Origin of the sequence: Streptomyces sp. NPDC006923, from assembly GCF_040635655.1 — a bacterium.
Classification (GTDB): domain Bacteria; phylum Actinomycetota; class Actinomycetes; order Streptomycetales; family Streptomycetaceae; genus Streptomyces.
This window is the reverse complement of record NZ_JBEYIF010000004.1, coordinates 327,517-341,484: the sequence shown is the minus strand read 5'-3', so window position 1 is coordinate 341,484 and position 13,968 is coordinate 327,517. Positions and strand designations below refer to the sequence as shown.

The 13,968-nt window shown below is 72.1% G+C and carries 11 protein-coding genes; 7 read left to right on the top strand and 4 right to left on the bottom strand.

Translation table 11 applies throughout. The features are described 5' to 3' along the window. Window position 1 precedes the first annotated feature (1 nt). The 5 genes from ABZ707_RS09925 to ABZ707_RS09905 are packed head-to-tail and all read left to right on the top strand — an operon-like array spanning window position 2 to window position 6,068. Window positions 2-1,984, top strand: coding sequence for a biotin carboxylase N-terminal domain-containing protein (locus ABZ707_RS09925; protein WP_360170674.1), 1,983 nt, complete (start codon window positions 2-4; stop codon window positions 1,982-1,984). After that, window positions 1,981-3,120 carry an acyl-CoA dehydrogenase family protein gene (locus ABZ707_RS09920; protein ID WP_360170671.1) on the top strand — a complete coding sequence of 380 codons (1,140 nt, stop codon included), beginning with the start codon at window positions 1,981-1,983 and terminating at the stop codon, window positions 3,118-3,120. Before ABZ707_RS09925 ends, ABZ707_RS09920 begins: the two co-directional genes overlap by 4 nt. A 43-nt stretch (window positions 3,121-3,163) precedes the next feature. Further along, window positions 3,164-4,759: a 4-coumarate--CoA ligase family protein gene (locus tag ABZ707_RS09915; RefSeq protein ID WP_360170668.1), complete on the top strand. Its 1,596-nt coding sequence runs from the start codon at window positions 3,164-3,166 to the stop codon at window positions 4,757-4,759. Further along, entirely contained in the window at window positions 4,756-5,490 is a 735-nt protein-coding gene (locus tag ABZ707_RS09910) for an enoyl-CoA hydratase family protein (RefSeq protein ID WP_360170665.1), read from the top strand. The genes ABZ707_RS09915 and ABZ707_RS09910 overlap by 4 nt, the downstream gene beginning before the upstream one ends. Beyond that, window positions 5,478-6,068, top strand: coding sequence for a TetR/AcrR family transcriptional regulator (locus ABZ707_RS09905; protein ID WP_360170662.1), 591 nt, complete (start codon window positions 5,478-5,480; stop codon window positions 6,066-6,068). Before ABZ707_RS09910 ends, ABZ707_RS09905 begins: the two co-directional genes overlap by 13 nt. Before the next feature lie 121 nt (window positions 6,069-6,189). On the opposite strand, the gene ABZ707_RS09900 is transcribed toward ABZ707_RS09905, so the two are convergent. Continuing rightward, window positions 6,190-7,302 (bottom strand): citrate synthase 2, encoded by a 1,113-nt coding sequence (locus ABZ707_RS09900; RefSeq protein ID WP_360170659.1) that lies wholly within the window; start codon window positions 7,300-7,302, stop codon window positions 6,190-6,192. A 294-nt stretch (window positions 7,303-7,596) separates the two neighbouring features. Between ABZ707_RS09900 and pdxH the strand changes: the two genes are divergently transcribed. Next, a complete protein-coding gene (gene pdxH / locus ABZ707_RS09895) occupies window positions 7,597-8,256 on the top strand; it encodes a pyridoxamine 5'-phosphate oxidase (RefSeq protein WP_360171333.1) in 660 nt (219 codons plus the stop codon). A 583-nt stretch (window positions 8,257-8,839) separates the two neighbouring features. Next, window positions 8,840-10,264 (top strand): PAS domain-containing protein, encoded by a 1,425-nt coding sequence (locus ABZ707_RS09890; RefSeq protein WP_360170656.1) that lies wholly within the window; start codon window positions 8,840-8,842, stop codon window positions 10,262-10,264. Window positions 10,265-10,358: 94 nt separating this feature from the next. Here ABZ707_RS09890 and ABZ707_RS09885 read toward each other — a convergent pair whose 3' ends face one another. From ABZ707_RS09885 to ABZ707_RS09875, 3 genes are all read right to left on the bottom strand, one after another. Beyond that, complete coding sequence (locus ABZ707_RS09885; RefSeq protein WP_360170653.1) at window positions 10,359-11,885, bottom strand: SulP family inorganic anion transporter; 1,527 nt, start codon at window positions 11,883-11,885, stop codon at window positions 10,359-10,361. Between the two features lie 70 nt (window positions 11,886-11,955). After that, complete coding sequence (locus ABZ707_RS09880) at window positions 11,956-12,540, bottom strand: carbonic anhydrase (protein WP_360170650.1); 585 nt, start codon at window positions 12,538-12,540, stop codon at window positions 11,956-11,958. A gap of 668 nt (window positions 12,541-13,208) precedes the next feature. After that, the gene (locus ABZ707_RS09875) at window positions 13,209-13,964 is read right to left on the bottom strand and encodes an SIS domain-containing protein (protein ID WP_360170647.1); all 756 of its coding nucleotides are present in this window, start codon (window positions 13,962-13,964) and stop codon (window positions 13,209-13,211) included. Window positions 13,965-13,968 lie beyond the last annotated feature (4 nt).

Genomic DNA, 13,968 nt, shown 5'->3' with positions numbered 1-13,968 from the left:
GATGCCACGGACGATCGAGTCGCTGCTTGTCGCCAACCGGGGCGAAATCGCCTGCCGGGTGTTCCGTACCTGCCGGGAACTCGGCGTCGCCACGGTCGCGGTGTACTCCGACGCCGACGCGGGCGCGCTGCACGCACGCGAGGCGGACTCCGCCGTACGGCTGCCGGGGGCCGCGCCCGCCGACACCTATCTGCGCGGCGATCTGATCGTGCGGGCGGCGCTCGCGGCGGGCGCGGACGCCGTGCACCCCGGATACGGCTTCCTGTCGGAGAACGCGGAGTTCGCGCGGGCGGTCTTGGACGCGGGCCTGCTGTGGATCGGGCCGCCGCCGGAGGCGATCGAGGCCATGGCGTCGAAGACCCGCGCCAAGAAGCTGATGGCCGCGGCCGGTGTGCCGCTGCTGGCGCCGGTGGACCCGGCGACCGCCGGTGAGGCGGATCTGCCGCTGCTGCTGAAGGCGGCGGCGGGCGGCGGTGGCCGGGGCATGCGGGTGGTACGTGAACTCCGCCTGCTGGAAGCCGGGATGGCGGCGGCCACGGCGGAGGCGCGGTCCGCGTTCGGTGACGGTGAGGTCTTCGCGGAGCCGTATGTGGAGCACGGCCGTCATGTGGAGGTGCAGATCCTCGCGGACGCGTACGGCACGGTCTGGGCGCTGGGCACGCGCGACTGCTCGCTCCAGCGGCGCCACCAGAAGGTGATCGAGGAGTCACCGGCCCCGGGCCTGCCGGACGAGTCGCGGGCCGCGCTGCGTGACGCGGCGGTGGCCGCCGCCCGCGCGGTCGAGTACCGGGGCGCGGGCACCGTCGAATTCCTGATCGCCGCCGACGGCCGTCCGTACTTCCTGGAGATGAACACCCGCCTCCAGGTCGAACACCCCGTGACGGAGGAGGTGTTCGGGCTGGACCTGGTGGCCCTGCAACTGTCCGTCGCGGAGGGCGCCGCGCTTCCGGCCCGGCCGCCCGCCGCGCACGGCCACGCGGTGGAGGCCCGTCTCTACGCGGAGGACCCGGCGCGGGACTGGGCACCCCAGACCGGCACGCTGCACACCCTGGACGTCCCGGACACCGGCCGGGGCCACCGCGCCGGGCCGCGTCTGCGCGTCGACACCGGCTACACCGGCGGCGACACCATCGGTGTGCACTACGACCCCATGCTGGCCAAGGTCATCGCCTGGGCTCCGACCCGCGCCGAAGCCGTTCGCCGGCTCCGCCACGCGCTGCTGCGGGCCCGGGTGCACGGCCCGGTCACCAACCGCGAGCTGCTCGTACGGTCGCTCGCCCATCCCGACTTCCTGAGCGGCCGGGCCGACACCGGGTTCTACGAACGGCACCTCGGCGCGCTCACGGCGCCCGCGCCCGGTGAGCGGTACGCCGCCATCGCCGCGGCACTCGCCGACGCCGCCGCCCGGCGACGGCGCGGGAGCGTCCCGGCGCGGCTCGGCGGCTGGCGCAATGTGGGGTCGGGAGCACACAGCAAGACCTATGGCGACCACGAGGTCCGCTACCGGCACACCCGGGACGGATTCGCTGTCGAGGCCGACGGCGTACGGGTGGTCGCCGCCGATGCCAGGACCGGCGCCGCCCCCGCCCGGACCGTCCTCGAAATCGACGGTGTCGTACGGCACTTCGAGGTCACCGTCCAGGGCGACGAGGTCCATGTGGACAGCGCCACCGGCTCGTACCGGCTCGTCGCCCGGCCCCGTTTCACCGACCCGCGCCGCAGGACCGAGCCGGGCTCGCTGCTCGCGCCGATGCCGGGCACGGTCGTACGGATCGCCGACGGGCTGGCCGAGGGCGTCGCGGTCACGGCCGGGCAGCCGCTCTTCTGGCTGGAGGCCATGAAGATGGAGCACCGCGTCACCGCGCCCGCCTCCGGCACGCTCACCGCACTCCACGCCGTCCCCGGCCGTCAGGTCGAATTCGGCACCCTGCTCGCCGTCGTCACCGGCACCGCCACCGATGCCCAGGAGGAACCGCAGCCATGAGCAGCAGCACCCTCATCGACACCGAAGAGCACAGGGCACTGCGTGCCGCCGTCGCCGCCCTCGGCCGGCGGCATGGCCGCGGTTACGACCGGGAGACCCTCTGGCGCGAGGCCGGGAAGCTCGGCTACCTGGGGGTGAATCTTCCCGAGGCGTATGGCGGCGGAGGCGGCGGCATCGCCGAACTCTCCATCGTGCTGGAGGAGTTGGGGGCCCAGGGCTGCCCGCTGCTGCTGCTCGTTGTGTCGCCCGCCATCTGCGGCACCGTGATCGCGCGCTTCGGTACGGAGGCCCAGAAGCGGCGCTGGCTGCCCGGCCTCTCCGACGGCTCACTCAGCATGGCCTTCGGCATCACCGAACCGGACGCCGGCTCCAACGCGCACCGGATCACCACCACCGCCCGGCGCGACGGCGACGGCTGGACACTCAACGGCCGCAAAATCTTTGTCTCCGGCGTCGACATCGCCGACGCCACGCTTGTCGTCGGCCGTACCGAGGACAGCGGGACCGGCCGGCTCAAACCCTGTCTCTTCATCGTCCCGCGCGACACCGAGGGCTTCCGGCGCTCGCGGATCGACATGGAACTGCACGCCGTGGAGAAGCAGTTCGAGCTGGTCCTCGACGACGTACGGCTGCCGCGGGAGGCGCTCGTCGGCGACGAGGACGCCGGACTGCGCCAGCTCTTCGCGGGACTCAACCCCGAACGCGTGATGACGGCCGCCTTCGCCCTCGGCATGGGCCGGTACGCGCTCGGCAGGGCCGTCGAGTACGCCAGGACCCGGCAGGTGTGGCAGCAGCCCATCGGCGCCCACCAGGCCATCGCGCATCCGCTCGCCCAGGCCCATATCGAGCTGGAACTCGCCGGGCTGATGACACGCAAGGCCGCGCATCTCCACGACGCGGGTGACGACACCGGCGCCGGTGAGGCCGCCAACATGGCGAAGTACGCGGCGGCCGAGGCATGTGTACGGGCCGTCGACCAGGCCGTGCACACCCTGGGCGGCAACGGCCTCACCCGCGAGTACGGCCTGGCGTCCCTCGTCACCGCCGCCCGAGTGGCCAGGATCGCGCCCGTCAGCCGCGAAATGATCCTGAACTACGTGTCCCACCGGTCCCTGGGTCTCCCCAAGTCGTACTGAGACAGGCGATTCTGACCGTCCGCATCGCGTCGAAGGGATCGTCATGGTGTTCCACAGTGAGTACGCGGATGTCCCGGCCGTCGACCTGCCCATCCACGAGGCCGTGCTCGGCCACGCCGCCGATCGCGGCGACGCGCTCGCCCTCGTCGACGGCACCAACGGCACCGGCGTCACCTACGCCCAGCTCGACACCTCCCACCGCCGCGTCGCCGCCGCCCTCGCCGGGGCGGGCGTCCGCAAGGGCGATGTGCTGGCCCTGCACAGCCCCAACACCGTGGCGTATCCCGTTGTCTTCTACGCGGCCACCCGCGCCGGGGCCTCGGTCACCACCGTCCATCCGCTCTGCACGGCGGACGAACTCGCGACCCAGCTCCGTGACTCCCGGGCCCGCTGGATCGTCACCGTGTCGGCGCTGCTCGACGTGGCCCGCCGCTCCGCCGAACTGGTCGGCGGTATCGAGGAGATCTTCGTCTGCGACCGGGCGGAAGGACACCGCTCGATCCTCGACATGGCCGGCTCCACCGCTCCCGACCCGGACATCACCATCGACCCGGGCGAGGACATCGCGGCTCTGCCGTACTCCTCAGGCACCACCGGCGCCCCCAAGGGCGTCATGCTCACGCACCGCTCGATCGCCACCAATCTGGCGCAGCTCGCGCCGGTCGTGCCGATGGGTCCCGGCGACCGGATCCTGGCAGTCCTGCCGTTCTTCCACATCTACGGCCTCACCGCGCTGATGAACGCGCCGCTGAGCCAGGGCGCGACCGTGGTCGTCCTGCCGCGCTTCGACCTCGGCCAGTTCCTCGGGGCCATCGAGAAATACCGGGTCAACGGCCTCTATGTGGCACCGCCCATCGTGCTGGCCCTGGCCAAGCACCCGGCCGTCGCGGAGCACGACCTGTCCTCGCTCAGCTATGTGCTCAGCGCCGCCGCGCCGCTCGACGCCCGGCTGGGCGCGGCCTGTTCGGCCCGGCTGAACCTGCCGCCCGTACGGCAGGCGTACGGCATGACGGAACTCTCGCCCGGCACCCACGCCGTGCCGCTGGCCGCCGTCGACCCGCCCCCGGGCGCCGTCGGCACACTCCTGCCAGGCACCGAGATGCGCATCGTCTCCCTCGACGACCCGGACCAGGACCTGGCCCCCGGCGCGGAGGGCGAGATCCTCATCCGGGGCCCGCAGGTGATGAAGGGCTACCTCGGCCGGCCCGACGCGACCGCCGCCATGATCGACCCCGAGGGCTGGGTGCACACCGGCGATGTGGGCCGGGTCGACGACGACGGATGGCTCTTCGTCGTGGACCGCGTCAAGGAACTCATCAAGTACAAGGGCTTCCAGGTCGCCCCCGCCGAGCTGGAGGCGCTGCTGCTCACACACGAGGACGTCGTGGACGCGGCGGTGATCGGCGTCCACGACGACGACGGCGACGAAGTGCCGAAGGCTTACATTGTTCGACGGCCCGGTGCCGGAACGCTCGGCGAGAGCGACATCATGGCGTTCGTCGCCGAGCGCGTCGCTCCGTACAAGAAGGTCCGCCGGGTCGAATTCGTCGGAGGTGTGCCGCGCGCCGCGTCCGGCAAGATCCTCAGACGTGAGCTGAGGGACCGTGAACAGAGGGACCGCGAGAGGGAGAACACGTGACGCTGGTCGCGACCGCACACGAGCGGGGCATCACCACCCTGACCCTGGACTCGCCGGCGAACCGCAACGCCCTGTCGGCGCGGCTCGTCGGCGCCCTCGGCGACGCGCTCGCCACCTGCGGCAAGGACCCCTCCGTACGGGCGGTGCTGCTCACGCACACGGGCACCACTTTCAGCGCGGGCGCCGACCTCAGGGAGCCGGCGAGCCCGTACACCTTCGTCGCCCTGATGCGGCAGATCGTCGAACTGCCCAAACCGGTCGTCGCGCGCGTCAGCGGCCATGTCCGGGCCGGCGGCCTCGGGCTGCTCGGGGCCTGTGACATCGCGATCGCGGGCCGATCCTCGGACTTCGCGTTCACGGAGGTACGGATCGGCGTCGCGCCCGCCGTGATCTCGATGCCGCTCCTGCCGCGCGTGGAGCCGCGCGCGGCGGCCCGGTACTGCCTCACCGGCGAACGGTTCGGCGCGGACCGCGCGGCGGCCGCCGGGCTGATCACCGAGGCGGCCGACGATGTGGACGCCGCCATCGCGCCCGTCCTCGACGGACTGCGCAGAGCCTCCCCGCAGGGGCTGGCCGAGTCGAAGAAGCTGCTCACGGCCGGTGTGCTGGACGCCTTCGACCGGCACGCCGAGGAGCTCGTCCAGCGCTCCGCGTCGCTGTTCGTGACGGCGGAGGCACGCGAGGGCATCACAGCGTTCATGGAACGGCGGGACGCCTCATGGGTGCGGTAGCCGCGCCCAAGCAGGACCGCAGCCGCGCCACCCGCCGGCGGCTGCTGGAGGCCGCCGTGGCCTGCCTCGCCGAACACGGCTGGGCGGGCTCCACGGTCTCCGTCGTGGCCGAGCGGGCCGGTGTCTCGCGCGGCGCGGCCCAGCACCACTTCCGGACCCGCGAGGACCTGTTCACCGCCGCCGTCGAGCATGTCGCGGAGGAACGGTCCTCCGCGCTGCGCGCCCTCGTCCCGGCGGGGCCCGCGCACCGCCGGGAGGCCGTCGAGGGCATCGTCGGCCTCTACACGGGGCCGCTGTTCCGCGCCGCGCTGCACCTCTGGGTCGCCGCCTCCGACGAGGAACAGCTACGGCCCCGGGTCACCGAGCTGGAGGCCCGGGTCGGCCGCGAGTCGCACCGGACCGCGGTGGCTCTGCTGGGCGCGGACGAGTCCGTCCCCGGCGTGCGCGAGACGGTGCAGGGCCTGCTGGACATGGCGCGCGGACTCGGGCTCGCGACCCTGCTGACCGACGACACACAGCGGCGCGAGCGGGTGGTGGCGCAGTGGTCGAGCGTCCTGGAGGAGGTGCTGGGCGGCTGACCCGGCGCCGCCGGGCCGGCTCCCGGCCGTACGACGGCGCCGCATCCGTACCCGCCGGACAACGGCGCCGTGCCGCGCACCCGCGCGGACCGGTGCGAGACGCGACCAGTACGGGCGCGGATCAGTGCGAGATCTCGCCGTATCCGTCGATCTCGCGCGGGTCCCGCGTCCCGGGCCCCACATAGCGGGCCGAAGGACGCACCAGACGGCCCGTGCGCTTCTGCTCCAGGATGTGCGCCGACCAGCCGGCCGTGCGGGCACAGGTGAACATCGAGGTGAACATGTGCGCCGGGATCTCCGCGAAGTCCAGCACGATGGCCGCCCAGAACTCCACATTGGTCGCCAGCACCCGGTCCGGCCTGCGCGCGTGCAGCTCCTCCAGCGCGGCCTTCTCCAGCGCCTCCGCCACCTCGTACCGGGGCGCGCCCAGCTCGCGCGCCGTGCGGCGCAGCACCCTGGCCCGCGGGTCCTCGGCCCGGTACACGCGGTGCCCGAAGCCCATCAGCCGCTCATTGCTGTCCAGCGCCTGCTTGACGTACGCGACGGCGTCGCCGGTGCGCTCGATCTCCTCGATCATGCCGAGGACCCGCGAGGGCGCGCCGCCGTGCAGCGGCCCCGACATGGCGCCGACGGCGCCCGAGAGCGCGGCGGCCACATCGGCGCCGGTCGAGGCGATCACCCGGGCCGTGAACGTCGACGCGTTCATGCCGTGCTCCGCGGCCGACGTCCAGTAGGCGTCGACGGCCTTCACATGCTTCGGGTCGGGCTCGCCGCGCCAGCGGATCATAAAGCGCTCGACGACCGTCCGCGCCTTGTCGATCTCCCGCTGCGGGACCATCGGCAGGCCCTGGCCGCGGGCCGACTGGGCGACGTACGACAGGGCCGTCACGGCGGCGCGCGCGAGGTCGTCGCGGGCCGTCGCCTCGTCGATGTCGAGGAGCGGCTTCAGGCCCCACACGGGAGCGAGCATCGCCAGCGCGGACTGCACGTCGACGCGGATGTCGCCGGAGTGGACCGGGATCGGGAACGGCTCGGCCGGCGGCAGACCGGGATTGAACGCGCCGTCGACCAGCAGCCCCCACACATTGCCGAAGGAGACCTGGCCCACCAGGTCTTCGATGTCGACACCCCGGTAGCGGAGCGAACCGCCTTCCTTGTCGGGTTCGGCGATCTCCGTCTCGAATGCGACGACACCTTCGAGGCCGGGCACGAAGGAGGGGTCGAAGTCGGACATCGGGCGGCTCCTCATGATGTGAGCGACGGGTTGTGCCGGTCTGGTCTCCCCGGTGATGCCCCGAACGGCGAGTGGTCACCCAACCGCCCGGGGGCAAGGAACGATATCCGCCGGTGTGCGAAGGCCACAGTGGTCAGGCCATAGATTTTGGCGGGTTCCTCTGATGCGGGGAAGCGTGATGTCCGGCACACTGCCGGACTTCGTCCGGGCGGGATTAGCGGCACTCGGTGCCGGGCAAACTCGGCCCTGCGGCAGGATGGGCCTGTGCCTGACACGATCTCGGACCCCGCCGCCATGCGCGAGCAGTACCGTGCGACTCCGCTGCTGGAGTCGGAGCTCGCCACCACTCCCATGCGCCAGTTCGCCCGCTGGTTCGCGGACACCACGGTTTCGGGCCTGTACGAGCCGAACGCGATGGTCGTCTCGACGGCCACGCCGGACGGCCGCCCGTCCTCCCGCACGGTCCTGCTGAAGCGGTACGACGAGCACGGCTTCGTCTTCTTCACGAACTACGGCTCGCGCAAGGGCCGCGAGATCGAGTCCAACCCGTGTGTCTCGCTGCTCTTCCCCTGGCACCCGCTGGCCCGGCAGGTTGTCGTCACGGGCACGGCGGTCCGCGTCGGCCGCGACGAGACGGCCGCGTACTTCCGTACCCGTCCCCATGGCTCCCAGCTCGGGGCCTGGGCCAGCGACCAGTCCGCGCCGATCGCCTCCCGTGAGGACCTGCTCCACCGCTACGACGAGCTGGCGGCGCGCTATCCGGACGCGGAACAGGTGCCGGTGCCGCCGGGCTGGGGCGGTTTCCGGGTCGCTCCGGCGACGGTCGAGTTCTGGCAGGGCAACGAGAACAGGCTGCACGACCGGCTGCGCTATGTCCGCGCGGACGGACCGGACGGCGGGCCCGGCGCGGGACCCGAGGGGAAGGGCTGGCGGGTGGAGCGGCTCAGCCCGTAGGGCCGGTGCCCCGAGGAGGCCGGGCGCCGTGGGGGACCTGCGGGGACACGCGGACGACCCGCGGGCCATGGTCCCTCCGGAGAGGGAGCCGGCCGGACATACCGGCGGCCCGCGGGTCGGGTGACTGCTTGGATTTCGGCCTTCGACCGGCCGAGCACTGCGAAGAGTGCGACAGCGAGCCGTTAGCCCGCAGCCACCTCACTTGTCCGGACTGAAAACATCTTCCGGATCACCTCCTTTCGGTGTGCGTCACACGTTAGGCGCCGCTCCCGCACCACTCAAGTGAATTTCGGAAGATATTAACGACGCTCTTCCGGACCCCGCCCGGACCGGCTCCCGGCCCCCCTCCGGCCCGCCCGCCCGGCCCCCGACCGGCCAGAAGGTGTCCCGAGGGGGCCCGGAACGGGGTCGTACCCGGTCGCTCCCCGGCGCACCCGCCCGCCCCCGGTGCGGCATACGCGCGCCGGGCAGAGAATTGTTCGAGGCAACGATTTCGGGGAATCTTGTGTGTGCCGTGTCACGTTCACGTTCAATGACCGGACGTGCGTGAGCACAGGCGGAGACGTCCTGCAGGGGGTGCCAGATGAGTGCTTCTCGGAGCAAGACCACCAATGCTCCCGGGCCGGACAAGCCAGGGCCCGAGTCCGAGGCTGTTTCCGGGGCCGAGCGCGACGGCGCCGGGGCCGATCTGCTGGCGGCTCTGCTCGACGGCATGGACGCCGCGCTCTGTGCCTTCGACGCGGACGGCGTGATCACCCACTGGAACCGCGAGGCGGAACACGTCCTCGGCTGGACGGCCGAGGAGGCCGTAGGACGGCACGGCTTCGCGGGCTGGGCCGCCCGCACCGCCGACGCCGAAGAGGTGCAGGCGCGGCTGATGGCCGCCATGGACGCGCCGGGCCGGCAGGTGGACGAGTTCGCGCTGCTCCGCAAGGACGGCGGCAGGGTGCTCGTACGGACCCAGTCCGCGGGGATGCGCGGCACGGACGGCAAGCCCGCCGGGGTGTACAGCGCGTTCAGCGAGGTCCACGCGCAGATCGACCTGGAGCGGACCATCGCGCTCAGCGAGGCGCTGTTCGAGGAAGCGTCCTGGGGCGTCGTCCTCGTCGATGTCGACCTGCGGCCGACCGTGGTCAACGGGCACGCGGCGCGGGCCTTCGGCTCCGGACGCACCTCGGTGCTGGGGCGGCCGCTCGGTGAGCTGCTCGCCGGGGGCGTCGAGGAGCTGGAGGCCGCGCTCCACCATGTGCTCGCGGAAGGCGCTCCGAGATCGCCGGCCGAGCTGTGGGTGACGGTCCGCACACCGGACGGGGACAGGCGGCGCTGCTGGCGCAGCGGTTTTCTGCGGCTGGCGTCGCCGCTGGCGGAGGAGCCCGTGCCGCTGGGCGTCGGGTGGATGTTCCAGGACGTGACGGAGTCGAAGCTGGCGACGCAGGAGGCGGACCGGCTGCGCTTCCGCTCCAGGCAGCTCCACCGGGCCGGCAGGACCGCCGCGGAGTGCGAGGACCCGATGGAGGCGGCGACGGTCTATCTGGACTTCGCGCTGGCGGGCTTCGCGGACCACGCGCTGATCGATCTGGTGGCGGGGGAGGGCCCGGCGGGTTCGTTCGGATCGGGCAGGGAGGGACCCGTACGGCTGATCCGGGCCGTGGCCACGCCCTCCGGCGGCGGATCGGGCCCGAGCGCGCAGATCCACGGCGGCGGGATACCGGTGGGGTACTCGGCCGGGCATCCGGCGCTCCAGGCGATGGACCGTACCGGCTCGGTCCGCGCGAGCGCACCCGGCTCCGCCCCCTCCCCGCCCTGGGCGTCGGCCCGGCAGTGGCCGCAGGACTCCGTGCACGCGCTCTGCACCGTGCTGCGCTGCCGGGGCCGCTCGCTGGGCGTGGTGACCTTTCTGCGAGGAGCCAGCAGGGCCGCGTTCGAACGGCCCGACGCGGTGTACGCGGAGGATGTGACGATCCGGATGGCCGCGTCCCTGGACCTCTTCCGGACCCTGCCCGACTGAGTCCGGACCGAATCCGCGCGGGTGTGCCGGACCGGCCGGGCAGCGGTGGCGGAGCCGGGGCCCCACCGCCGCTGCCCGGCCGGTCACCGGAGTGTCAGGGCGTTCCCGCCGTGTTCCGCCCCGCCTTCGGGGGCTCCGGGATACGTACGGCCCCCACCGGCGGCAGCAGCCTGACCGGTTCCGTCTCCGCGTCGTTGTGGCGCTGCGCCCAGTTCTCCAGGGCGATACGGCACGCGTGGTCGAGATGGCGGAGGCCCGACAGATCCAGCTCGATGGGACGGTCCTTCGGCAGGTCCTCCAGTTGTTCCATGAGCCGGGGCAGCCGCAGGAATGTCGCGTTGCCGGTGATGGACACCACCAGCCGGCCGCCGGTCAGTTCCCGTACGTCGAGATGGGAGTGCGACATCTCCCAGGCCGTCTTGACCACCGCGAGCAGCAGCCCCAGGACCACTCCCTCGAAGAGATTCGTGACCAGGACCGCCAGGGCCGTGACACAGAGGACCATCGCCTCGCCCCGGTGCTCCCGCCACAGCGGAACGAGGTCCTTGACGGGAACCAGCTTGCAGCCGGCGTGCACCAGGACCCCGGCGAGCGCCGCGAGCGGGATGATCCCGATCGCCGCGGGCAGCAGCGCCGCGAACAGCAGCAGCCACAGTCCGTGCAGGATCCGGGACGCCTTGGTACGGGCCCCGGCCTGGACATTGGCGGCGCTGCGGACGATGACGGCGGTCATCGGCAGGGCGCCGAGCGCCCCGCAGACCGTGTTTCCGACGCCCTGCGCGACGAGTTCCTTGTTGTAGTCGGTGCGCGGTCCGTCGTGCATGCGGTCGACGGCGGCGGCGCTGAACAGGCTCTCCGCCGAGGCGATCAGGGCGAAGGCGAGCACACTGCCGACCGCGGCCACGCCCGCGAGCTGTCCGAAGTCCTCCAGGCCGGGCGGCTTGACGGATTCCAGCAGCCCGCGCACCTCGACCTTGGCGATGGGCAGGTCCAGCAGCAGCGTGGCGCCGGTGGCCAGGGCCACCGCGGCCAGCGGACCCGGGACCACACGGAGCCTGGCGGGCATCCTGGGCCAGAGCACCAGCACGGCCACCGTCCCGGCGCCGATGACGAACGCGGTCAGCGCCGTACCGTCCGAGATGATCTCGCCGGCCAGCCCCGGCAGCCCGGCGAGCTTGCCGAGTCCGCCGGAGGGCTGCGCGGTGTCCGCCATGGCGTACACCTGGCCCAGGACGAGGACGAGGCCGATGCCGGCCAGCATCCCCTGGACCACGGCGACCGAGATCGCCCGGAACCAGCGGCCGAAACGGAGTGCTCCGAGCACGAGTTGGAGCAGTCCCGCCGCGAACACGATGGCGCCGAGCGCGCCGATGCCGAACTCGTCGACGGCTTCGTACACCAGCACCGTCAGACCCGCGGCGGGTCCGCTGACCTGGAGCGAGCTGCCGGGCAGGAAGCCCACGACGAGTCCGCCGACGATACCGGTGACCAGGCCCAGTTCGGCCGGGACTCCGGAGGCGACCGCCACCCCCACACAGAGCGGCAGGGCGACGAGAAAGACGACGAGGGACGCGAGCAGGTCGCGTCGCAGGACACGTTTGTCCTTCAACAGGGAGAGCATGGAGGGAGTTCCTAGCTGTGCGGTCCGCGAGCGGACGAGGGGTGGGGGGTGTTCGGTGCCGAGACCGCTGTCACAGCGGTCTGAACTCCCCGCCCAGCTCGGGCCGGTGGGCGCTGATCGCGCCGGTGTCGACTTCGTAGTACCAGGCGTGCAGGGAGAGCCGCCCGTCGGCCAGGCGCTCCCGCACGGCGGGATAGCCGCGGAGGGTGTCGAGCTGCGCCGCGGCGTGGTGCCGGACCGCGTGGGCCAGGCCGCGCGACGAGGGCAGCGCGGAGACACCCAGATCGAGCCAGCCGCGCACGGCGGGCACGGCTGACAGGTCGTCACCGCGCACCAGGGCGCCCACGGCGCCGCAGTGGGAGTGCCCGCACACGACGAGGTCGCGGACATTGAGCACACGCAGCGCGTATTCGATGGTGGCGGCCTCGCCGCTGGGCCGTTCCGCGTCGTAGCGCGGGACGATGTTGCCCGCCGTACGCAGCTCGAACAGCTCGCCGGGACGGGCGCCGGTGATGAGGGACGGGATGACTCGGGAGTCCGAGCAGGTGATGAACAGGGCTTCCGGCGTCTGGCCGGCCGCGAGTTCGCGGAACTCCTCGGGGCGCTCCGCCACTTGGACGGAGAAGGAACGGGCGTTGTCGATGAGTGACTTCATGGTGGCCTGCCTCCTGCACTCCCGGGCTCGCCGGGGCGCGGTGTGGTCGGGTCAGTGGGGGATGAACGAAGCTGTGAAAGCCGCGGAAAGGGGGGATGCGGACATCGCGCGATGTCCATGAGTGCCGTGCGGGCATCACGTCCTGCCGGGTCGCGGCAGGTGAGGGAGGCCGGCGGGCGGCTGCTGCGGGGTCTTCCGGGCGGGCCGGTCAGACAGCGGACGTCCGCTGTCTCGTACCGGCTTCGCGGTTCGGTCGGAATCTCACTGCTCGCCCTTTCCGTCTTTCTCCGGTACCGCCGTCCGTGTGTGATGCCTTTCGGGACGGACCGGTCACTGTGCAGCGCGGCATACGACGCTTTTGTGGGCGCGGCATGCCGTCAGCTCCGATGGTGCGGCACCGCAGCTTCCACTACTTTGCCTGAACATTACCTTCTGATGAAAGATCAAAATTCCGCCAACTGGTCCTTTGGTGACGCAAAGTAGCGGTTGGGGGGCGTGTGCCGGGCCGGGGTCACCGGAGAGGGTTCCCGCAGGCCCCGGCCGTCGCTCGGGTCACTTCCGCCTCGTCCGTGGACTCGGCGGCTTCGATTGCCGCGACCGTGGGGGCCGCCGTGATGGCGCGATTGTTGTCGCGTTCCGGTTAAGTTAATACGATTATTTCTTCGAAATTAATGGCGATAGAAGATGCGGTCGCCGTACTCGGTCATCACCCGGCGGTTCCACTCGGGTCCGCCGTCGACATTGCCGGACCGCAGCAGCGGAGGCTCGATGCCGCGCCCGACGAGTTCCCCGGCGGCGGCGGCCATCATCGCCTGCATCAGGGCGCTGGTGACGACCGTGGAGGCCGGGGCGAACGGCGCCTCGATGCCGTCGGCCGTCAGCTCCGCGTCGCCCACCGCGATCCGGCTGTCGAGCACGATGTCGCAGTGGTCCTTGAGGTAGGTCCCCGTGAGGTGCCGGGAGCTGGTCTCCGTCGCGTACGCCACGGAGGTCACCCCGATGACCGTCAGCCCCAGCTCCCGTGCCTTCATCGCCATCTCGACGGGCAGCGCGTTCCGCCCGGAGAGGGAGATGATCACCAGTACGTCTCCCGCGGCGGCCGGGCTGGACGCGAGCACCGCGCTCGCCAGGCCGTCGACCCGCTCCAGTGCGGAGCCGAGCGTGGCCGGCATGACGTCGACGCCCACCACCCCGGGCACGGCGAGCAGGTTCATCACGGCGAAACCGCCGGCCCGGTAGACGACGTCCTGCGCGGCGAGCGAGGAGTGCCCAGCGCCGAACGCGAAGAGCCGGCCGCCCGCGGCGACGGCGCCGGCGATCGCCGCACCGGCGGCGGCGACGTTCGCGGACTCCTCGTCGCGCACGCGCTCCAGCAGACTGATCGCGGCGTCGAAGAACTGTCCGGCCAGCTTGCTCTCGCTCATCGAG